Raw genomic sequence first — 22787 nt, forward strand, 5'->3', positions numbered from 1 at the left:
AAATCGTTAATATTCAAAGATATTAATAATAGATTAAAAAAATGTGAAGTCGGATGGAAGAGGGATCGTGGAAAAGGTCCTTCTTTTTCAATGGAGAGGATAAAAGAAGCAAAGAAAGATGTTTACTGGATAAAATTACCATTAGAAAATATTAATTTTTTTAATATTGATATTGTTATAAAAAATAATAATAGTTAAAATAATTAAGTTAACATTAATATAAAATAAGGAGACAACAAAGTGAGATTCAGACATCTAAAGAAACTACTACCAGCAACACTAGTTCTTACCCTTGCATTTAGTTCTTACCCACTTACTTTAAAGATAGTAAAAGCAGAAGAAAACTCTAAAACAGAAGCGGAGTATGCAAAGGAACTTAATAATCAGATTAATCTCAACAACCAAAAAAATGTTAAGGCACCACCCGTTGTAGATGAAGAGCTAAAACAACCTAAATTAGTTGAACAAAGTGAGTACTCTAATACTTACTATCTCGGTAAAGGAGAATATAAAAGGGAAATTTTTACTTCTCCAATTAATAATTCTGTTGGAAAAGATAAGTACGTACCTGCTTCTACAAAATTAATAGAAAAGGATTCAGAATTCACCCCTGAAAACACAAAGATAAATATAAAATTTAAAAAACAAATTACAAATGGTGAATATTCAAACTTATCTATAGAAAATCATAATTTAACTTATTCTTTTTTAGGTGGAGTAGGCCCTGAAAAGCAATTAAACGTAAATGAAAATATTAAACCCACAATTAAAAATAATGAGATTACATATGAAAATATATTAGATTCTATTAATCTTCGAAATATTGTACTCAATGATTCTGTTGAGGAAGATATTATCTTAACTAAGTACACTGGCTTAACAAATTTCACATTCCATATCAAAACAGACTTAACAGCATCAAAAAATGGTGAGGGTGAAGTTGTTTTTAAAGATGCGAGTGACAAAACGCTTTATTCTATTCCTTCGTTGCATATGACAGATTCAAGTATTGACGAAAATTCCGGGGGAGCAACTTACTCAGACAAAGTAACCTATGAATTAAAAAAAGTAGATGATGGCTATAATTTATTAATTAATGCAAATGATGAATGGTTACAATCGCCTGACCGTAAATATCCAGTTTTTATTAACCCGGAAATTAAACTTGAAAATGATAATAATATCTCCCTTGTTACAAGTGAAGAGTCTGATTCAGTAACCGGACCAGAGTGGGACTCAAATCAAGGAAAATACATCTTAAAAGTAGGTAATACAGTAGTTGGAAAAAGTGTGGCTTTGGTCAATCCTGAGATACAAGGGCTTAAGGGAGCAATAATTAAAAAAGCTACAGTTTCAATTGATTCAATTGAAACTAACCAAGATTCAGTAGAAAAAGATATTTCATTAGATGCAATTACTGAAAAGTGGGATACTGAATCACTTACTTGGAACAATATGCCTGAATCCGAAATAGTAGACACTGATAGTATAAAAAATGGCGATACAGCCAATTTTGATGTAACAGATTCTGTTCAAGAATGGGCTGAAGGAAAAGAACCTAATTACGGATTTAAATTATATCAAAATACTAGTGAACAAACATCAGCTACTACATTTAGCACAACCGAATCGAGTGATTTAATGATGGTTGTTACTTATTCATATCCAACAATGTCTCCACCTACAGGATCAGTGTACTCCTATAATGATCATACGAATACGGGTTATATGGATTTATCCTGGACAGCTGCAACTGGAGCAAAAGGTTACAAATTATGGTTTTATACTGGAAAAGGTGGTTGGAATGGATATCAATCAATTGATGTTGGAAATGTGACTACTTGGTCTAGTAGGACAAAGAAAATTTGGCCAACAGCGACAGATATTCAGAATGGAACTGTCGATAAAATCTACACTGATAAAACAGGTGCTGAACTACCAAGAGACCCTTCGGATACATATCGAGCTGCTGGTAGTACGCTTTATTCAAATACGCCAAATTATTTTATTCGTGTCACAGCATATTATGATGATGGCGGTGAATCGGTAAAATCCAATCCTTTTACACCTATTATGCCATTGGATATTCCTCAAGGGGTTGTTGAAGCATCTATGGATCCTAATACAGGATTTGTTCAGTTAAACTGGCTTAAGGATTCTTTAGCAGACGGATATCGAGTTTATATTTTTAATGGTAATCCTGCTAGTAGTGGCTATGAAGGAATTGATGTAGGTAATACTACAACATGGAGTACGCAAAACCAGAAACTATGGCCAACAGCATCAGATATTAGTGCTGGTAAATATTCGTTGCATGCTGATCATTTAGGTAGTGAATTAGCGAAAGATCCTTCACCTGTGTACCGAGCAGCAGGTTCCACTGTTTATGCAAATAGTAAAAACTACTGGTTTCGTGTTACTAGTTATTATATTAAAAGTGATGGTAGTGTAATAGAAAGCGCTCTCTCAAACGCATATATGCCAACTATACCAGATTCTATACAGAAATCGATGTTAGGAACTGAGTCTTATTGGACGATGTTTAACGTTTTAGGTGGAGAGGTAAACGCAGTTAATGGTAACTTTGTTTCATCCTATACAGATTTTTCAATTCCGACAACGACTAATACAATAGAGACAACAAGAACGTATAATAGTCAATCAGTAAATGAAGGATTGTTTGGTTACGGATGGACTTCACAATATGAAATGAATATTACTGAAGATAGCAAGGGGAATATAATCTATACAGATGGGGATGGTACAAGCCTCACATATTTAAAAGTTATTGTGGATAATAAAAATCATTATAGACCACCGGTAGGATACAATAATGAGATTGTTAAAGAATCTGATGGTACATATCTTGTAACCTCAACAGATAATACCACTTATACTTTTAATACAAACGGAAAGCTCACTCAAATTAATGAGCCGACTAAAAAAGAAACGATAAAATTTGATCAATCCAATAATAAATTAAATTCAATATCTGTAAATGAAATTAAAAAAGTAGATTACGCATACGGTAGTAACGGAAAAGTAAGTACAATTACTTATTATGTTGATGGAAAACAATTAACCTGGAAATACAATTATCAAAATAATTTGCTTGAGTCTGTTAGTGATTCAAAGGGTAATACAACAAATTACGTTTATGAAAACAATTTATTAAAAGAAATTAGAGAGCCTAATTATACAGAATCTAATCCTTCGAGGACATTATATGGGTATACGGATGGAAAGCTTACAAGTATTACCAATGCGAAAAATAAAGTAATGCAAGTTGTATATGATGCTAATGCTAGAATGGTAACTGTTCGCGATTACAAAGGGACAGAAACAGTTTTCGTGTATGATGATTATGGAAATCCTATAAAAAAGATAGTAGACCCGAATGGTTTAAATATCCAAACAAAAACCGTTTATCGTCAAAATAAATTATCTGAAGAGAGCGATGCAAATACAGTTGCAAAAGGAGCGTCTCAGCCTAGTTCAACAACGGGTTATGATGGAAAAGGAAATGTTACAGGTGAGAAAACAGTAGTTTCTACCGATGACGGTAATCGAGAGGTTGAGGAAAATTGTTATCAATATGATGATGATAACAATTTGAAGAAAGAAACAAATGAGTTCAAGCCTGACGATGGTAATTTATGTGAAAATAAAGATGAACCTATTTTATATAAAAAGAAAATATCTCTTTATACAAATCAAGATTCAAATACTCTAACAACGATCAATCCAGATGGTTCAAGTACTGGGAATTTATATGATGCAAATGGGAATTTAACTCAATCAACAGGACCAATATCACCAGCTAATAATTTATTTTCAAATTCAGGGATGGAACATAGTACCTTCGATATTTGGAAATGGGGTGTAAATGATACACATAGTCAGGGGTCTTATTCAATCATTAAATATAATACGAACAATCCTAGTGATCCGAATAATTTAAATATATATGATGGACAGCAGGCGTTAAAAATCACACCAAAAACAGACGTAAATACGATTGGCTGGCATGCGGTTACACAAACTTTTAATGTAGAAGCAAATACAACCTACACTCTAAGTGGATATTTTAAGACAGAGAATTTAAAAAATGCAAATGCGTTTTTTAACATCCACCAGAAAAATGGATTAGACGGAACAGGTACAACAGTTAAATATCATAGAAGCGACCTCTTAAATGGAACTCGAGATTGGGAAAAAAGGCAGATTACCTTTACAACATTGTCGACAGCAGTTTCTGTATTAGTATATCTGGAAGTTGAACAAACGGGCACAGCTGTGACAGGTAGTGCATATTACGATGATATTCAATTAGAGAAAAGCGAAACATCTACATCTTATAATCCAGTTGAAAACAGTAGTTTTGAAAATGGTACAGCAAATTGGACTATATCAGATCCAGCAGATGCCACGTTTGATACTTCAACTTATTTTGATGGAAAGCAATCTCTTAAAATAACTAAAACAGATTTGGCAGACTATGCAACATCATTTGATCAGACTATTAATCTATATCAAAATTCTGCTAGACCAGTAACTATTTCTGCAATGAGTAAGGGTCAAGTTACGAATGAGGGAACTACCCCTGTTTATGGATTATATTTTGATATAAATTATATGGATGGAACAACAAGTCTAGCTAAAGATAATCCAGCAGCTCGTTTTGCAAGAGGAACTCATGATTGGCAACGAAGTGCAGCAACGATCAATCCTACAAAGCCTATTAAGTCGATAAAAATTTATACTCAATTTGGCAAAAAAATAGGAACTGTTTGGTTTGACAATTTTAGAGTACAAGAGGGAACCGTATGGTCAATATACGAATACGATTCTAATGGGAATGTAACGAAAACGACAGACCCATTAGGGAATAGTACTTCAGCCAGTTTTAATGATAGTAAGTTGTCAACACAAACAACTGATGGGGAAAATTATAAAAGGAATTTTACTTATGATGATGTTACAGGAAACATCAAAACAGCATCTTTACCAAATCAAACGAAGGCTAGTTATGAGTATGATCCTAATGGGAATTTAACCGAAAAAAAAATTACTAACCAAGATGGTTCTACAGTTTATTATAAGACTACTTACAAATATAATGAGTTAAACCAATTAGAATCAATGATTGATCCATTAGGTAAAGAAACCAAAACAACTTATGACAATAACGGAAATAATGAAACAATTACAACTCCAAATGGTCATAACATTACGAATACCTATGATAATGCAAATCGATTAATCGACTTCAAGGTACAAAATAATAGTTGGTTTAAATATGACTATGATAAGAATGGGAATATTACGAAGATTACTGACGTACGCAACAATAATCAGGACAGTTCGTTCACTTACGATTCTAATCGCATGAAGTCACAGACAATTAATAGCAAGACTACAAGTTGGGAATACAATGAAGACAAGCTAGCAATTCGAAAAATTGATGATGAATCTGGAGTAAAATATACTTATGATTCTGGTGATCACAATACACTAGTAGTCGATAGTGAAGGTAAGAAATACCGTTTTGATTATAACGATACAGGTACTATGAATACTTTTGTATCTGGTAATAATGTTGGAACATCAATGAAATACGATTCACTAGACCGTATTAACCGTTTATTAATTAATGATAGCAATGGAACTACTATTGCTGGCTATAAATACGATTATGATAAACGGGATAATGTAAAAACGATAACTTATGATAATGGTAGAGTTTATAGCTATCAATATGATGAGAATAATCAACTGAAAATAGAAAAAAATTTAACAACTAATGAACAAAGTGAATATGTTTATGATAATGTTGGTAATCGTAAACAGAAAATTGTTTCTGGCTCCTCAACGAACAAAACCATTAATTATGAGTATAATTCTGCCAATCAACTAACAAAGGTGGATGGACAGGCTTATACTTATGATAATAATGGTAATTTAACAAATGATGGGAAATTTATCTATGTTTGGGATGAACTGAATAACCTTACAATGGTCAAAAAGGTATCAGACAATTCAGAAGTCGCAAAATATAAATATGATAACCAAAACCGTCGAATTTATAAAGAAGTAGGAAGTAACATTACAAAGTTTGTATATGATGGGGATAGTATTCTCCCAATCTATGAAACAGATAATAATGGAAAAATAACATATAAATATATTTATAATGCTAATGATGAGTTAGTTGCACGATATGACGCTATAGGCAGTAAAAAGTACTATTACCATTTAAATCAACATGGTGATGTAATTGCAGTTACTGATGACAATGGCTCAGTAGTAGCATCTTATGAATACGATGCATGGGGGAATGTAGAATCTAAATCGGGCTCATATGCAGACGTAAATCCAATTCGGTATGCTGGATATTATTATGATAGTGAGATAAATTTGTATTATTTAATTGCACGTTATTATAATAGTCAAAACGGAACTTTTATATCGAGAGATAATTTTAGTGGTGATAACAGTGACATTTTTGGACAAAATGGATACCTTTATGTGTCTGGCAATCCAGTATTTTATGTTGATAAAACAGGCAATTATCAAGCAATTGATGGTATAAGCGTTAAAAAGTACGATCAAAAAACGGTAAGTGGATATAATTATTGGAAACAAGATGGGTATGAGTATTATGAAAGAAGTTATACCTTTACAAAATTTGATTTCTATACAGCCCAAGTAGGTGATTTCATGTATCCAATAGCAATTGGCTGGTTAGCAAATAGATTTATGGGTCCAACAATAAGAAAATTGACAAATAATCAACTGAAAAATTTGGGAGCTGGATTTTTAATTAAAATATTGGTAACCGGCAAAGTTAGCAGTGTTCCCGATGCAGGGACTAAAGAGATAATAACTTATAGAAGAAAAATTGGAACTAAATCTTGGTATATGAAATTAACATTTAAAAGAAAAAATTATTATGATTCAAGTGGGTGGAAAAAAGCATCATGGTAAAACAAATAGGGGCACATATTGTACGCTTAATATTTTTTTATATAACAATTTATTTTATTATTAAATATAACTCATTAAAATTATTCTTAATGGTTATGATCACATTAATTCCATTTGTACAATTTTATTTTGAGAGTATTGTAACAAAAAAATGGTTAATATGGTTAATTGCAAACTTAGATGCGTTAATCTGTTTTCTAATTTTCTTAATATATTTATTTCAAGAAAATTTTAGAATAAATTACTTGGGGTTTATTTTAACAGGGATATTTATTTATTTTACATCAAGAAATAAAAAGGTTAATAATTAATTTTAAAGAAATTCAAAATAGAATTATTTATTGAGACTAATTTAGTTATAAGAAGGAGCGCAGAACGCTCCTTTTTTTTTTTTTCATATTCCCATAGAAAATAATATTTTACTATCAAATGTTGTTAGAAATAGATGAAATATTAAATATTGGTATACAGTGTATAAATAGGAAGTGTTTTATAATAAGTTATACGTTCTTCAGTAAATTTGTGTAAGTAAAAATCTGCATCAGCTTTATTCTGCAACAATACATTTACACAGAATTGTAATTCGTAATTTTCCAAGTCTTTAATCTTAATGGAAATAAGATGTTGTTGTTCTTGTGTTGTTAAACCATCGCGTCTATATTTTATTTGCATTAAGTTAGTTGTAATAATAACATTATCATCAGAATTACTTTCATAGTATTTTTGGTATATAAATTCCGCAAGATCTAATAATTCTATATTCTTAGATATATCATATGCGCAGATGCAATTTAAACAAAAGTTATTGGAATAATCAAATGCAATATCATTTTCATATATGTTATATCCACTAAAAGAAGATTTAATCATTGATAGATTAATATTAACGGCTTTGGCCAGTGAGGAACTTCCTATTAAGGAATATAAACTATGTTTGAACTTGGTTCCATCACTGGTACTTAAAACTAATTCATAATGATTATTTTCATTAGAGAATACATCTATTAATTTTTTTTCTTGATTTGGGGAGAAAAATAATAATATATTTAGATCACCAAATGAAAATAGAGTATATGATGATTGTGTTGTATTAGGTAAATTTATGCCATCATAATTATTGTCTAATATCGCATTTGTAAGTTGTTCCGCTTTTATTATAAACTCTCCAAAACTATTACCAGCCATATTAATTTGAGTGTTATTATCAATATTTAACAATTTAAAAACTTTATCTAATCGATTCATTAAAAGATTAAGACTATCTAATTGTCCTATGAAGTTTTCACTTTTTTCTAACTTTGTAAAATTAGCAATACCATATGATGAAAAATAAATTTCTTTACATTTAATTGCGTCAATGAGTAAAGGAACTATTTTTAATTGTGTAGCTACAGAATTGAAGTTTATTAATGAAAAATTCAATTTCTTCTTTTGTTCATTAAATGTAAATCTTAATGAATTATCGATAATTATTTCAATATCAGAATCTTTATTAGTAGTAATTTTTAGATCACATTCATATTTTTTTTCGTCGATGGTAATGGAATCAGCTATTGTTTGCTGAATGGATTCGGGTTTTACAATCTGAATAGGAAATTCGAAATCCCCATGCATACCATATAATGAAAAATCATGTTCAAATATATTGTTATCCTCTGTATTTTTTGGATCAAAAGTTAAACTTGTTAATTTAAAAGAGTCGTATTTCTCTAAGTTTTGAGGTTTTAATTCAATTAGATTTTTGGGTTGTTTATCACTTTCGACTATGAATTTTCGACACACTTCATATATTGATGTTCCACTCAGTTCCCTTAATTTAACTGCTTTTTCCTTCTTATTAGTAGAAGCACATTCATTAATTATGCTCTTTAATTCTAATCCGAGTAATTGCTTGTAAAAAATTTTTGTTTCATGAGAAGGCTTAATTTCTACAACAAATAATATCACACCATCATGATTATAAAAATTTTGATAATGATCTACTTTTAAAGAATATGACCTACTTTTCTTTGAAAAATTTTTAACTGTTTTCCCTTTTACTTGAACTCTAACATTTTTAATCAATGTACTTATGCTAGGTTTTCCTCTATAAACACCGATTTCACCGTCAAATGAAGGAGCTTTATCTCCCACGGGAATATTTGGTTTTAAAAATGAGCCTGGCTTGAGCGTTTCAGCTACAACAGCACTTACACCCAATAATTCAATAGTATCACTTGGTATACTAGTCATAATCTGTACCTCACTTGCTATTATTTTTATTTAAAATGCTTCTTTATTTTTCCACTGCATTGCAACGTTATTTTTCCTTTTTGACTTTTTATCTAAGTATAGCATTGTAGTCTTAATTGATTCATGGCCTAACGATTGCTGGATTCGAAAAACATCTGCTCCTTGTTCAGCACTATATATTGCGAAAAAGTGCCTCAAATGGTGAGGACTGATGATTCCGTTTCTTCCATTTAAATAAAGAAAATCAAAACCTGTACGAGAAAGAACTTTTGTCATATATTTGCTTAGGTATGCATGTCCATATTTCTTATTATTAAAAGAAGTAAATAAAGGTGATTCGTCAAGAGGATTTAATTCAATTGGTAATCTTCTTCTTTTTCTATATTCAACGATAGCATCAAAAACATAAGGGAAAATATATACGTCACGTTCTTTTCTTCGTTTTCCTACAACCTTCAACCAATATTCTCCGTTTTCACACGTAAGATCCTTAAACCTCGCATCTGCTAATTCACGAATACGAATTCCAGTTGTTGCCAATACTAATATTAAGCCATATTGGATAGGAGCATCCTTATAAAACTCTAGTAGTTTTTGCACTTCCGCATAAGTCATATCCCGATTTGGCAGATCATCTCTGTGTACATTGCTTGATAACAGGCCATCACAGAGATTTTCATTTGTATAACCGACTTTATATAAAAATTTAAAAAAAGCTTTTAAGATAACGGTTTTTCTGGATAAAGTCGTTACTTTATAAGGTTGTTGGTTTCTACCGAGAGGAGCTGTAGCGATATATTCCTGGTAAGCTTCGATATGTCTTCTTTTTAGATACTTAATGGCAACTTCATGCTCGTCAATGTTAAGAGCTTCTTGGTTTTCATGAAGAATAGAAATGAACTGTAGAAGTTCTCTTAAATACTCACGTTTGGTATCTTCCGTTTGCACTTTCTTAATATCCTTTTTTTGATGTACGAAAAAATAGATCATCTGCAAGTCATTAAATCCATCAAATGAGTTTTGATTTTCTTCCTCATTCATAAATTTCATTTGTTTTAAAATAGGAAAATTAGTTTCATCCAAATAATTCTTTATATTCGTCGATATTTTTTGATTTTGTAAAATTTGTACTTCGTACATATTTTCACCTCAATTCTAAAGTAATGTTATGGGTATTTAATGATTGGTAAAATATGTATTTATCTTCTATTTAAATATACTACAAACAATTATTCTATAAAAGAAATATAAAATGAACAATTGTAAGTTACATAGATATTTAGATTAATTGATAATATCGAATATTATTGAATACCACCTTATACTACAAATAGTTCATTTGTATACCTACTTAATAAATAATAAGAATGATTAATATTGAAGTAATTATAATTATTTATTTTATAATTAAATGATATAAATATTCTGAATTAATATCTATTATATATTTCCATATATTGTATATTTGTTATATAATTAGATAACATCGATAGAATTTACAGAAAACGATAACGTATTCTATGGAGGTATAAATATGGAGCAATTAGATATCTTTTCACAAAACCAAACTAAGGACCCATTATTTAGTAAATTAGCAAACTTACAAAAATCAGAGCATTTTACAGTGGAAACAAATTCTGGTGAGATCCTTATTAAAAACAACCAATTTGGAAAATACGAATACTTTATTAATGGGACAGAAGGTGTATGCAGCAATCTAGATAAATTATATTTAGTTGTAAAATCTTACATAAACCAAATCGTACTTGAAGAGGGTGTAGAAGAAATAGATGAATAATAACTTTTTGACAACAAAAGATGCAGCAGAAAAATTAAACCGTTCTACATATTCGGTTCATCAATATGTTAAACAAGGGAAGTTAAAACCTGTATATAAAGATAGATGGAGAGCCGATCGTACATTACTCTTTAGAGAAGAAGATGTAGAAGCTTTAAAAGAACAATTAATCAAACCAGAAGGAATGACTACAGGTGAAGTAGCCAAAGCACTAGGTCTTCATATAAGCACAGTTATAAATTGGCTAAAAACTGGAGAGCTCCAGGCTGAAAAGAAAATGTATCGTGGAGTCGAAACCAATTTTATTTCTAATGAAGATTTTAATAGGTTGAAAGAAAGCTATTCTAAACAGGATCGCTTATCTATCATGACGAAAGATAATCAGTACGCACTTTTTCAATCATTTATTAATGAAGAAACTGGTGAATTTGCTCGATTAATTCATATAGAAAATGAAGAATTGTTAACGACTGATGGGCGCAAAATTCCCTTATTGGATGCTCTAAATACAGGATTTAAAGCTAAATATCTATTAAATGAATCAGATTATATTACCCAACGTGGTACAGCTGTATTTAAAATGTCTGTTCAATTGAATGCAGTAGCAAGTCTTGCATATAAAGTGATCGATTTTTTCTATTTATACCTAGGTCCAAAAAATATCAAATGTCATCATGATGGACAGTTCCTTCATATAGAAACTAAACCAGCCAAAATTACATTAATAGGCGAACAAATAGAGCAATATCATGAAGAAATTAAATTACTACGAAAGTCAGTTATAAATGGTAACACTGATTTAAGGCATAATGGGGTCCTTATAACAAGTGATGTTGAAAAAATTAATTTTCATGTATCAAGTGAACAAAAGGATATGTTAAAAACACTGGCGAAAGAACAAAAAATGTCTTTAGATGACTACATTAGCACATTAGTCGAAAATCATCTTCAGGAAATAAAAGTAAAAGAAGAAAACGAGCAGCCCAATTAACTCTTCAAAAACAAGAGGAAAACATGCCGGAGATAAAACTTCTAATGAAATAAAGAAGGGAGGTTCCTCATGTTAGATATTTCATTAATTGAAGAACTTGAAAAGTACAATAAAAATGCTGACCCAGGAGAATCTTTCTATATCAGTGAATGTGAAGATTGTGGAGAAGCTATATTTAGAATGGTGATCATACCAGAAAATAATTATCATAGCGATGCTTGTCTTTGTGGAAAAACAAATCAATAAGGTATATAAGAAAGGAAATAATATGCGTAAAATAATTAAAGCTAGTTCACTTTTATTTATTGTAGCTATTTTCATCTTAGTTAATAGTTTCAACCAACCTGTAGGTCATGCTGCGCAAAAGTACCATACCTACTATAATAATAGATTCGGTTTTACTATACAAATCCCAAGTGGATTTAAAGCAGGTCCGCCTCCAACGAATGGTGATGGACTAGAATTTTCAAATAAAGAGAGTTCAATTACTGCATATGGGTTTAATAATTTTGATGACTTCAGTGCTAAGTCATACTTTCAAAATTACGATAGACCATATATAAAGGAAAAAATTACATATCAGAAATTCACAAAAAACTCTTATGTCATTTCATATAAAAAAGGAAATAAAATTATCTATAGAAACGTGAGAATAGGAAGCGATTCAGGTAATGCATTCGAAATTGTTTACCCTGCAAATAAACAAAAAACATACGGACCTATTGTTTCATATATCTACAAGACGTTTAAAACTCCTAATTTAAACGAGTCTTATTAAAATAATTAATAAAGGCTAGCTAAGTGCTAGCTTTTTAATTATAGTTTTTTCTAATTTAATTAACTGGAATAAAATTCAGTCTATATATAAATTGCATTAGATGATTTTCTAATTAAAAGAAACATGGTTTGATAAGTAACATCCTTAGATTGTGAAGTATTACACTTAAACTAAATGGCAGGTTAGTTTAAGTGAAGCATTTCACAAATAGGGTCGTGAATTTATAATTGAATTAAAAATTTTATAAGCAAAAGGAGATTTTTGATCCATTTTTAAAAGAATTTACTATAATGCTCATGGCGTTGTTTCCCACTAAGTTGAGCATATATACGAGTTGTTTCACTCTTTTCATGACCTAATAAACTTTGTATAACTTCAAGAGGAGCACCATTATCCATTAAATGAGTTGCATAACTATGTCTAAGTTGATGTGGTGAGATTTCTTTATTAGACTCTGAACGTAAAGAAACATTTTTTATAATATATCGTGTTTGAGCGATACTTAATCTGTGAGGGGCTCTATCAGTTACAAATAATGCGGCATCTTCGTCTTGTCGCTCATTTAAGTATCTATTCAACCAAATTTCAGATCGAATGTTAAAGTAAACTTCTCTTTCCTTATCGCCTTTCCCACGTACAACAACGGAGTTATTAGACCAATTAATATCTTTTCTATTAATTAATACAATTTCACCGATCCTACATCCTGTTGAATACATAAATTCGATAATTGCCTGTTCTTTTGCAGTTTGACATGCTTCGCGAAGGTGTTCAATTTCTTTTTCAGTTAAAAATTTAGGGATTCGTATACCTGCCTTCGGTTCTTTTAATTTTGAGGAAGGATTTCTTTCAATGTTACCTTCTTCATGCGCCCAACGGAACAAAGATTTAATAAAACGGACACGATGTGCCAGACTTGCTGGTTTTAAAGTTTTACCAACCTTTGCTAGATACTGTTTCAATCCATCAGTAGTAATTTGGTCAACTGTAATATCACCAAAATGTTGAATTAATAGATTCGATTGTATCTGATAAGCTTGTAATGTGATTAGTGAGTATCCTTCAATTAATTTATCATTATAGTAACTTTGCCAAGCAGTGGATAATAACATTAGTAAATTCCCTCCAATAATTCTTTCATAATAGTATTATTGACGAAAATCTTGATTAAAAGCCCTAAAGAGCAGGACCTTGTTGCATTTTTTTAGTTAAGTATTTGGCAGTATTGTTCAATAAGAAATGATAAAATATATGTAGCTAAATTGTCTAAAAGTAGGTGCAGAATAATGCTTGAGAAAAATAAAGGAACGATTAACGAAATAATATACGATAGTACCGCCTACAATAAAGGCAAATACAGATATTTTCCGACAATTACGGATTTATATAGTATATTAGATAAAATTATTAGTTCAAATTCAACTACTGATTACATTAGAATTACCCCATTCTATATAAATGAAAATTTGAATATGCAAATTGAATTTGAAGAATATATGTTTTATATAGAATGTAGAAATTCATTTGATGAAAAAACTCTTGAAAAGCACATTTTAGAATGTCTTGATCCAGAAGATAAACAGAGATCACTTGAAGATTTGAGGCTAGGTTCAATATTATATCCTTTATGTAGAAATAACGATGTAAATTCTTATATAAATGCACTTAAGAATTATAAAGAATGTTTAAAAGAAATTCTACCCAAAATGATGTACATTGCAAAATCAGAAATGGAATTAAACGATGAAGATATAGCATTTGGATATTTCTGCTTTGAAATTCATAGTGGGTAAGAAGTTGTTTTAACCATCGCAATGCTTATTTACATAAACGAATTACAAATAGATCTTTTTAAAGTTAAATGATTAAATTAGAGGTACTTTATGACAGATAAAATAGAAGCTTCTTTAAGAATGACAGGAGATAATTTTTCTCCTGCTGTATTAGAAAAACTAACAGGTTGGACATTAGTAAGAAAAAAAGAAGTGGGAGATTTAACTAAACGTGGGAAATTGACAGTTGGAAGTGCTGATTTATGCCCACCTAAAGAAGTGGAAAATAATGAGGACTTGTTTAAAGGTTTAGAATGGATATTAGAAGTGGTACCATCCCATCTAAGTTCAATTAATAAAAGTGGAGCTGATGATGTCTATTTAGACATTGCATATTATAGAGATGTTGCTGTTTTTAATTTAGGATTTAAACCAGAAATATTAAAGAAAATTGCAAATTTGAATATGCCTTTTTTAATTAGTTGTTACGGAGATTATATGGATTAGGAAGAGTCTTAAGCAAAAATCTTATTGAACAAACGAATGAGTTATTTGTATAAGCATCAGGAGCTAATGATTGTTCAATCAGATCCTTTTTTGACTAGCTGTCAGTGCAGTTGAACAAGGAATTGGAATCAATTGAATAAAGGTAGTATGTATTGAATTTGGAGGATAAAATGACTGAAATTTATAAAAAAGATTATTATTATGTTCTAAGGCCATTTAATTATGATTTTGAAGAACAGGTTGATTTTTTACAGAACATTTTAGAAAATGATGAAGTTGTTTTATTTGGATATAAATTGTATGACTTTGATTTAAGTAATTCAGATGAACTATTAGACGAAAATTTAAAAAGATATTATGAATCAATGATTGATCTGATTGATACAACTATTTCTTCTGAAGAACTCAAGGAGAAAAATGATAAAGCTGATTTTCTTAATGGAAAAGCAGAGTTTTTAAATGAAGAATGGATTTTGGATCATACGCCAAAAATGCGTAATGAGCCATTAACTACATGGGTAAAACCTGAAACAAAAGAAGAGTTTATACGAGCTTTAAAAATAACAACAATAGACCATGAGTTTATGTGTGTTTTTATTAAAGAGAATCATGATTTTAACACTTACCGAATAGGAATTAAGCTTGTTGAAGGTGACGAAAGTAATGAATTAATTATTGTTGAAAATAAGAATGGCACATTTCTAAATGATGTTCTTCCAAGACTAAAAAAAATCTATAAAAATATTGAAATAAAAGAAGAATAAACTCTTATATATACATCTAACGCATGCTTTATTTGAATAACCAGCTACCAATTCAGGTGGCTTTTTTTATTCGATAAGGAAACCCTAATTATTTGTAGAAATATATAGTAAAATTGATTAGTTGAGGAGGGTGGAGAAATGGATCTAGAAATCATAAGAAAAGTAATTGAAAGCGATAATGTAGAGTCAGCAGAAAAAATATTGGAAGAAATTGGAGAAACAAAGCAAGAAAATTGTATTCCTCTTCTGATTGATTATTTAAAAAGCACAAAAAACCATAGAATAAGAAATTCAATTGCGATTGCTCTTAGTGATATAGGAAGTGAAAAAGCAATTGAACCACTGATAGAAATGATAAATGACCCTAAAACACTGGGGTTTAGAGGTTCTTTGTTTTATGCATTGAAAGCATTTGATTGTTCCTCACATTTAGAAGTGCTAGTTTACCATTTGTTAACTGGAAACTTCGAAGTCCAAGCAAACTCGTTTCAATTGATCGAAGAAAATATAAATTCAGATGTAAATGATGAAGTTTTATTAAAATGTATTTTAAAGGTTAAGGAAGAACTTAATGAAATTGAGCGACAAAAGGAAATACTTTTAGATGCTTTAGAAATGTTAAATTCATTCAAAAAAAACTAATTTTTCTTATTCAACTATGGAGCGCATTAGTTGTACAAAAAGAGTTGCTTCGGCAACTCTTTTTTAGTTTTATTACTTTAATTTGAAAATTTAGATCCATTCTTACCAAATTCTTACAAAGTTTTTGTACAATTATTTGTAAGGAGTGAGAATGAAATGGGGATTCGGATACTGGTTGTAGAAGATGATTTAAAGATTGCTCGATTATTAGAGCTAGAATTAAACCATGCTGCTTATCAAGTAGACTGTGTTTATGATGGGGTTAGTGCGTTACGTATTTTGCATAAACATGACTTTGACTTAGTTTTGTTAGACATTATGATGCCTGAATTAGATGGAATGGAAGTTATTCGAGAAATTCGAAAATATGATTCCGAGTTACCTGTTTTAATACTATCTGCTAAAGGACAGATTCAAGATAAAATTAAAGGTTTGGATCATGGAGCAAATGATTATGTAACAAAACCTTTTGTTGTAGAAGAATTGCTAGCCAGAATAAGAGTTTTATTGAGAAATAGAAAATGGAATAATACAGAACAAATAGGCGAATTACTTATAAATTACAAAGAGAAATCGGTTATGAAAAATGGAAAGGATATAGCTCTAACAGAAAAGGAGTATTCATTATTAAGTTATTTTTTACGTAATAAAAACACAGTCCTTTCAAGAGAACAAATTTTAAATGCAGTTTGGGGATTTGATTTTGAAGGTGAAATCAAAATTGTGGATGTATATGTCGGCTATCTTAGAAAGAAGTTACAACAAAATCGATTGGTAACAATACGAGGTAGTGGCTATCAATGGAAGGACTGATGTCATGAACATGAAAACGAAGTTAGTATTTGTATTCAGTTGTATCTTAATACTATGTACAGTAACTGGTAGTATTGCAATATATTTAACGACCTATAATCATGCTACAGCGGAAAGCTATGCTGAAATGGAGAATAATTTTAAAGAGATAATGAAAGACATCCCTTTAGAAGATTGGGATAAAGGTAATGTAAGTGCGGGAATATTTTTTAATGAAGGGTATATGACTGTTTATAAAAAAAATAAAGTTTCATATAAAAAAGAAGTTCATGGTGGTAGGCCAGGTGAGGAAGAAAAATTAAATAAGGCTTTAAATGGCCAAAAATATAGCAGATATTTAGGACCATTTATAACATCCTTTGGAATGTCTATAAGCGATAAAACGAATGATTATTTTGTGGCATTTACATTTTACAATCGTGATCTAAATGAAATGTTAATCCACCTTCAAAAAGTATTAATAGAAGTTACAATTAGCATTATTACACTTGGAACAATATGTATTTATTTATTTGTTCATTTTTTATTTAAACCAGTTAAAGTAATTATCAATACAATGAACGAGATTACGGAAAGTGAGGATTTAAAGGAAATAGGATTGAAACATAAACGAGATGAGTTAGGTCAAATTGTAATGGCTTTCAATCAGATGATTCTTAAAATTAAAGACATGGTAAAGAGACAAGAATCTTTTGTCATTAATGTTTCACACGAATTAAAAACACCAATTACAATTATCGAAGGATACGGAAAATTATTGGAGCGATGGGGACTAGAAGATCGAGAAGTTGCTAAAGAAAGTATTGAACATATTATTGAAGAGACCAGTCGTATGAAGTACGGTTTAATAGAGCCTATGTTGCTTTTAACGAGTTTAAAAAAACGAAGCATAATTAATGATACAATTCAGTTAGATTTATTAGCAAAAGGAGTAGCAAAGAAGTTCGAGGTTATTAGCAAAAGGCAAATAGAGATAGAAGGTAATGGTACCGTATTCAGTAATAGAGAATTAATAGAACAAATTCTTTATATTTTTATTGATAACTCGATAAAATATAGTAGTTCAAAGATTGAAATTATTGTAGATGATAATTTCATTTGTGTGAAAGATAGTGGCTCTGGTATTTCAGAAGAAGATATCCCCTTTATATTTGACCAATTCTATCGCGGTAATAAAGAACGTTCTGATAAAAAAGGTGTAGGACTTGGATTAGCGATCGCCAATGATAGTGCGAATTTATTAGGTGCTAAGTTAGAATATAGAGCAAATCCAAAAGGTGGAAGTATGTTTAGTATTCTATTTCAAAATGATTAAACTGTAGCATTTGAGGAATGGAATATTATAAGAACCGTTTAAAGTTTAAAAAAGTATAATTCATCTTCAACTAACGCAAAGCGTTAGTAGAAGAGCAAAAGCAGTCATTGGCTGCTTTTTTATTTATATATTTAGAAGGATATTACAATAAGAGTTTTATAAAACACGCCAAACAAATGGATAAATATGGTAAAATGTAAGGGTTGTAATTTGGAGATTACTTGTAAATGGAGATGATCATGATGAAAATGAACACTTATCTGATTCATTAGTAATTTCAAGAATTATAGGAGGTAGGATTACTGAGCATAAATTAATTTTAGTATTGGAGTTGTATTTTTTGAAATACTTTTTGAAACTTAACGCAGTAAGTGCTCTTTATGGGTTTCTTGCGTGCTTATTTATCATTTCACTAATAAGTAGCGAACAAATCCACGATTTAACAAGCTTGAATACGAAAAATATATGGAACATTTCATTGGGAGTAGCAATAATACTGTTGATTGGATTGTTTGTTATTATTCCATTTCTAACAAAAAAATGGTTAGAATGTAGACTTTGGTCTTTATTTTCCTCTGTTATGTGGTTTCCATATTTCGTTCTGTTCATTGGATTAACAGGACTTTTATTTCCAAACAATAATCTAGATGACGATAATTTCGGAGCAGGCTTGATAATGATGTTCTTTTTAATTTTCTATCCTGTTTATTTACTAATTACAACGTTTATTGGAACTAGACTTAAAAAAGCCACATGAAATTCTCTTGTAACTAAAGCTCATCGTTAGTTCAGCATAAAAATTAAAAGTAATCTAGATATAAGGCATGAATTTACTAAAATCTGCTTTGTTATATATGCAGGATATCATACAAAAAAAGAGAAGTTTCAAATGATTAGCATCTTTTACGGTTGGATTTGGAGGAGATTTTCTAAAATGGAAAAGGCGTTTTTTTTCAATGGTTGGATATTGTATGGATCTATAATTATAGTATTAATGATATTATTTGTTTTAAGGGTAAAATTCAAAAAAGATATGGTGTATTTATTCTTTTTCTCTATTATGTCTATTTATTTATGTTATGTGTTAAATTATACGCAATTTCCAATCTATGTATCTGAAACTTATAGGAATTTGATTGGACTACATTTATCGAGAAATCTGAATCTAGTTCCTCTTATAAACCTTACAAAGGAGGATTATGAGACTTCTTTGCTTAATGTTTTGATGACAATACCATTTGGTTTTGGACTTCCTTTTATTACAAAAAGTACATTTAAAAAAATAGCGATAGCAGGATTATTTTTGGGGATCATACTTGAGTCTTTGCAAGGGTTTATCGGTCTACTTAATGGTTACACTATGAGAATTGTTGATATTAATGATCTCATATTTAATTTTACAGGATCGTTAATTGGATATAGTATATTTAAATTATTTTCTTATTTATATAAGTTATCAGTAAAAAAAGCAAATATAAAATTAAACTCGCTATTAAAACATATATATGATGCTTGAGAAGTGATTTAATTCGATAAACGCCTTCGAAGGTTCCTTAATAACCTTCTAAGGCGTTTGATTTTAAAGATTAAGCACAAATTTAATACTTAAATAAATAAAGAATGATATAATTATGCCGTAAAAAAAATAGATGATGATGGAGCAAATTAAATGGAAATTAATGAACTATATTTAAAATTTCTAAATAAGAATATACCAAATTATATTCTTATAGAGGAAGTTGATCGAATATATAAAGAAAAATATAAGGCGAATGAATTAGACAAAACGAACTTTATCGATTTAAAAAAGGATGCATATGTGGATTACGCTAACATCGTTAAGTGTTATGAAATTACCGATGAAAAAGTATTAGACAATTTGTATAGTAAAGAAGAAAAAGAAGAACATCATAGGTATGCTAAAGAATACGCTCCAAGATACCCTGAAGAAGATCATCGATTGGAAGAAGGAAAATTGATAAATGTAATGTTAGAAAGTAAAGATGGAAAACGAATAAGTGGTTATACCGTACAAGGTAGCTGTTCATATATTTCGAGTGAATTAGTTGTTTTTATCGGAACAAAGCAGGAAGACCAAAATTTAGACAATCACAGATTTAGGTATTATTTAGATTGCCTAGAAGAAACTGGGTATTTATAAACCATAAAGTTGTTCAACTAACAAATGCTTTAGTTAAAGATTATGAGTCACTTTTGTGGCTCTTTTTTTTGTTTTAACTGGCAGTTTAGTTGCATAAGGAATGTTATAATAATGGATGAAATTTGTATTTGATTAATAAATTCTGGTGATGTATTGAGGAAAGAAAAAAATGAACAAAAAATACTTAAATGTTTCATTAAATGATTTAAGGTTATTGTATGAAATTTTTGGTTCTTTACAAGTAGAAACAATTGAGACACCTAAATCTATCTTTAATGGAATCGGGATCTTAGATGTTTTTAACTATTGTTTATCAGAAAACGAGGCAAGAAAAGTCTTATGGATTGATGGTTTTGGACAAAAACATGTTGATAAATACCTGAATTTCATAAGAGATGTTTATCAACTAAATAATAGTGAACCTGTCTTTGTTAAAATTAATAAATTTTTTAATAAGTTACACAGGAACAATGTATTTAATAGAGCAATCCATGAACTAGCTCCAAAAGAGAGATCGATATTTTTAAACTTGTTATTAAATGATGAGTATTTCTTAAAAGTTAATGATCTAGAAGTTTTAAATACTCTTGTAAAATTAATTGCAATGGAAGAAGTGTTTTCGACATTCTATTTTCCAAAGACAGAAACAGTCTTAATTGGTAATTATGATCTTAGTTTACCTCTATATTCAAAACATGAAATAACGTTTAAAGAATACGGAAAATTGGCGCATAAAAATAAGTTGTACATTAGATGAAAAAAAGAATATCTTATTCAACTAACGAAAGCAATAGTTTAAGATTAAAAGCAGCCATTGGTTGCTTTTTTATTTATGTATTTGGAGGATAGTTGCATTATTAAATTCTTCTATTGTTGGTATTCGAGTTTTATTAATAATGATACAATCGTTGTTGTAATTAAAAAAAGGATAAGGACCTTGGATAAGATTAAGACAGACATTTAAATACCTCTTTTTTTCCAGATTCGTTAAATCATCTTATCCATTAAGATGTGATACTATTAATATTGCAATAAACTTTCAAGGGGGAAACTAATGAGCAAAACAGACCGTTTGTTAGCCATTGTGCTGGAGCTGGAACGTAAAGAAATAGTACGGGCCGAAGATTTGGCAACCCTATTTGAAACCAGCGTACGGACCATCTACCGCGACATACAGGCGCTGAGTGAAGCGGGCGTGCCGATTATTGGAGCCCCTGGGACAGGATATTCCTTGATGGAAGGCTATTTCCTGCCGCCAATCAGTTTCACAGTGCAAGAAGCTGTGGGCTTGTTGATTGGAACGGACTTTATCGAACAACAATTTGATGATGATTATCGTGTCAGGGCTCAAGCCGCTCGCGGTAAAATCGAGGCCATTCTATCGGATAGCGTTCGCAACGAAGCATCTCGTATACGCAAGTCTATGCGTTTGCTCATTTCTGATAAACAGTTCAAGCCGTCAAAAGAAAAGAAATATCTAGAAAAGATCCGTCGAGCGATATTAAACGAGAAAAAGATCGGCTTTCATTATGCAAAAAGACTTGCAGATTTTGAGGGGAATCGCCATAGTATTCGCACCGTTGCTCCCTATGGATTGGTGCTCACTCAAGGATCGTGGATGCTTGTGGCCCGGTGTGATCTGCGTCAAGACATTCGCCATTTTCGCTTGTCCCGAATGACGAAACTTATTGATCTGGAAGAACGATTTGAACTGCCGGCATATTTTAACTTAAGTGAGTATACCCCTCCTGATGATCGACACTTAGAAGTTCGCCTTCGATTTAACCCTGACATCTCAGATAGGGTGAAGGAATCGAACTATCATTACATAGAGGATATGGAAGAACATCTAGATGGATTGCACGTGGTCTTACGTGTTCGTCAAATGGAAGAATTGCTTCAATGGGTGCTTGGCTGGGGAGCGGGTGTGATTGTATTGGAGCCTGAATCATTCCGAAATCGGATTCGTGAGGAAGCCGAAAAAATGTTAAAACGCTACTGACATACTGTTGTCAGTAGCGTTTTAT

20 protein-coding genes are annotated in these 22787 nt (G+C 30.5%); 17 read left to right on the forward strand and 3 right to left on the reverse strand.

Going from position 1 to position 22787, the window contains the following annotated elements; all coding sequences use genetic code 11:
- Positions 1-240 precede the first annotated feature (240 nt).
- A complete protein-coding gene (locus B7R67_RS09930) occupies positions 241-6987 on the forward strand; it encodes a DUF6531 domain-containing protein (protein ID WP_088069978.1) in 6747 nt (2248 codons plus the stop codon).
- Positions 6981-7298 carry a hypothetical protein gene (locus tag B7R67_RS09935; RefSeq protein ID WP_088069979.1) on the forward strand — a complete coding sequence of 106 codons (318 nt, stop codon included), beginning with the start codon at positions 6981-6983 and terminating at the stop codon, positions 7296-7298. The genes B7R67_RS09930 and B7R67_RS09935 overlap by 7 nt, the downstream gene beginning before the upstream one ends.
- Positions 7299-7440: 142 nt before the next feature.
- Here B7R67_RS09935 and B7R67_RS09940 read toward each other — a convergent pair whose 3' ends face one another.
- Together B7R67_RS09940 and B7R67_RS09945 are read right to left on the reverse strand one after the other, a co-directional pair.
- The gene (locus tag B7R67_RS09940) at positions 7441-9219 is read right to left on the reverse strand and encodes a DUF4365 domain-containing protein (protein WP_088069981.1); all 1779 of its coding nucleotides are present in this window, start codon (positions 9217-9219) and stop codon (positions 7441-7443) included.
- A gap of 30 nt (positions 9220-9249) precedes the next feature.
- The gene (locus B7R67_RS09945; protein ID WP_088069985.1) at positions 9250-10359 is read right to left on the reverse strand and encodes a tyrosine-type recombinase/integrase; all 1110 of its coding nucleotides are present in this window, start codon (positions 10357-10359) and stop codon (positions 9250-9252) included.
- Between the two features lie 394 nt (positions 10360-10753).
- Between B7R67_RS09945 and B7R67_RS09950 the strand changes: the two genes are divergently transcribed.
- From B7R67_RS09950 to B7R67_RS09960, 4 genes are all read left to right on the forward strand, one after another.
- Positions 10754-11017, forward strand: coding sequence for a hypothetical protein (locus tag B7R67_RS09950; protein WP_088069987.1), 264 nt, complete (start codon positions 10754-10756; stop codon positions 11015-11017).
- Positions 11010-12008, forward strand: coding sequence for a helix-turn-helix domain-containing protein (locus B7R67_RS09955; protein WP_088069989.1), 999 nt, complete (start codon positions 11010-11012; stop codon positions 12006-12008). Before B7R67_RS09950 ends, B7R67_RS09955 begins: the two co-directional genes overlap by 8 nt.
- A gap of 69 nt (positions 12009-12077) precedes the next feature.
- Entirely contained in the window at positions 12078-12254 is a 177-nt protein-coding gene (locus tag B7R67_RS22100) for a hypothetical protein (RefSeq protein WP_158095065.1), read from the forward strand.
- Between the two features lie 22 nt (positions 12255-12276).
- Positions 12277-12786: a hypothetical protein gene (locus B7R67_RS09960; RefSeq protein WP_088069991.1), complete on the forward strand. Its 510-nt coding sequence runs from the start codon at positions 12277-12279 to the stop codon at positions 12784-12786.
- Positions 12787-13058: 272 nt separating this feature from the next.
- On the opposite strand, the gene B7R67_RS09965 is transcribed toward B7R67_RS09960, so the two are convergent.
- On the reverse strand, positions 13059-13898 hold the full coding sequence (locus B7R67_RS09965; RefSeq protein ID WP_088069993.1) for a tyrosine-type recombinase/integrase: 840 nt from the start codon (positions 13896-13898) through the stop codon (positions 13059-13061).
- Between the two features lie 174 nt (positions 13899-14072).
- Between B7R67_RS09965 and B7R67_RS09970 the strand changes: the two genes are divergently transcribed.
- The 11 genes from B7R67_RS09970 (at position 14073) to B7R67_RS10020 (ending at position 22762) form a co-directional block, all read left to right on the forward strand.
- Complete coding sequence (locus B7R67_RS09970; RefSeq protein WP_088069995.1) at positions 14073-14579, forward strand: hypothetical protein; 507 nt, start codon at positions 14073-14075, stop codon at positions 14577-14579.
- A 90-nt stretch (positions 14580-14669) separates the two neighbouring features.
- A complete protein-coding gene (locus B7R67_RS09975) occupies positions 14670-15065 on the forward strand; it encodes a hypothetical protein (RefSeq protein ID WP_088069997.1) in 396 nt (131 codons plus the stop codon).
- A gap of 170 nt (positions 15066-15235) precedes the next feature.
- Positions 15236-15829: a hypothetical protein gene (locus B7R67_RS09980; RefSeq protein WP_088069999.1), complete on the forward strand. Its 594-nt coding sequence runs from the start codon at positions 15236-15238 to the stop codon at positions 15827-15829.
- Positions 15830-15967: 138 nt separating this feature from the next.
- Positions 15968-16471, forward strand: a complete 504-nt coding sequence (locus B7R67_RS09985; protein ID WP_088070001.1) for a HEAT repeat domain-containing protein — start codon at positions 15968-15970, stop codon at positions 16469-16471.
- A gap of 156 nt (positions 16472-16627) precedes the next feature.
- On the forward strand, positions 16628-17284 hold the full coding sequence (locus tag B7R67_RS09990; RefSeq protein ID WP_088070002.1) for a response regulator transcription factor: 657 nt from the start codon (positions 16628-16630) through the stop codon (positions 17282-17284).
- Positions 17285-17288: 4 nt separating this feature from the next.
- A complete protein-coding gene (locus B7R67_RS09995; protein WP_088070004.1) occupies positions 17289-18599 on the forward strand; it encodes a sensor histidine kinase in 1311 nt (436 codons plus the stop codon).
- A 340-nt stretch (positions 18600-18939) separates the two neighbouring features.
- Positions 18940-19356, forward strand: coding sequence for a hypothetical protein (locus tag B7R67_RS10000; RefSeq protein ID WP_088070006.1), 417 nt, complete (start codon positions 18940-18942; stop codon positions 19354-19356).
- 177 nt (positions 19357-19533) lie between these two features.
- Positions 19534-20115: a VanZ family protein gene (locus B7R67_RS10005; RefSeq protein ID WP_235822129.1), complete on the forward strand. Its 582-nt coding sequence runs from the start codon at positions 19534-19536 to the stop codon at positions 20113-20115.
- A gap of 153 nt (positions 20116-20268) precedes the next feature.
- Positions 20269-20760: a hypothetical protein gene (locus B7R67_RS10010; protein WP_088070008.1), complete on the forward strand. Its 492-nt coding sequence runs from the start codon at positions 20269-20271 to the stop codon at positions 20758-20760.
- 169 nt (positions 20761-20929) lie between these two features.
- Positions 20930-21517, forward strand: coding sequence for a hypothetical protein (locus B7R67_RS10015; RefSeq protein ID WP_088070010.1), 588 nt, complete (start codon positions 20930-20932; stop codon positions 21515-21517).
- 297 nt (positions 21518-21814) lie between these two features.
- Positions 21815-22762 carry a helix-turn-helix transcriptional regulator gene (locus B7R67_RS10020; protein ID WP_088070012.1) on the forward strand — a complete coding sequence of 316 codons (948 nt, stop codon included), beginning with the start codon at positions 21815-21817 and terminating at the stop codon, positions 22760-22762.
- The last annotated feature ends 25 nt before the right edge of the window (positions 22763-22787 follow it).

The organism is Gottfriedia luciferensis, from assembly GCF_002156865.1.
In the GTDB taxonomy this organism is placed as follows: Bacteria; Bacillota; Bacilli; order Bacillales; family Bacillaceae_G; genus Gottfriedia; species Gottfriedia luciferensis.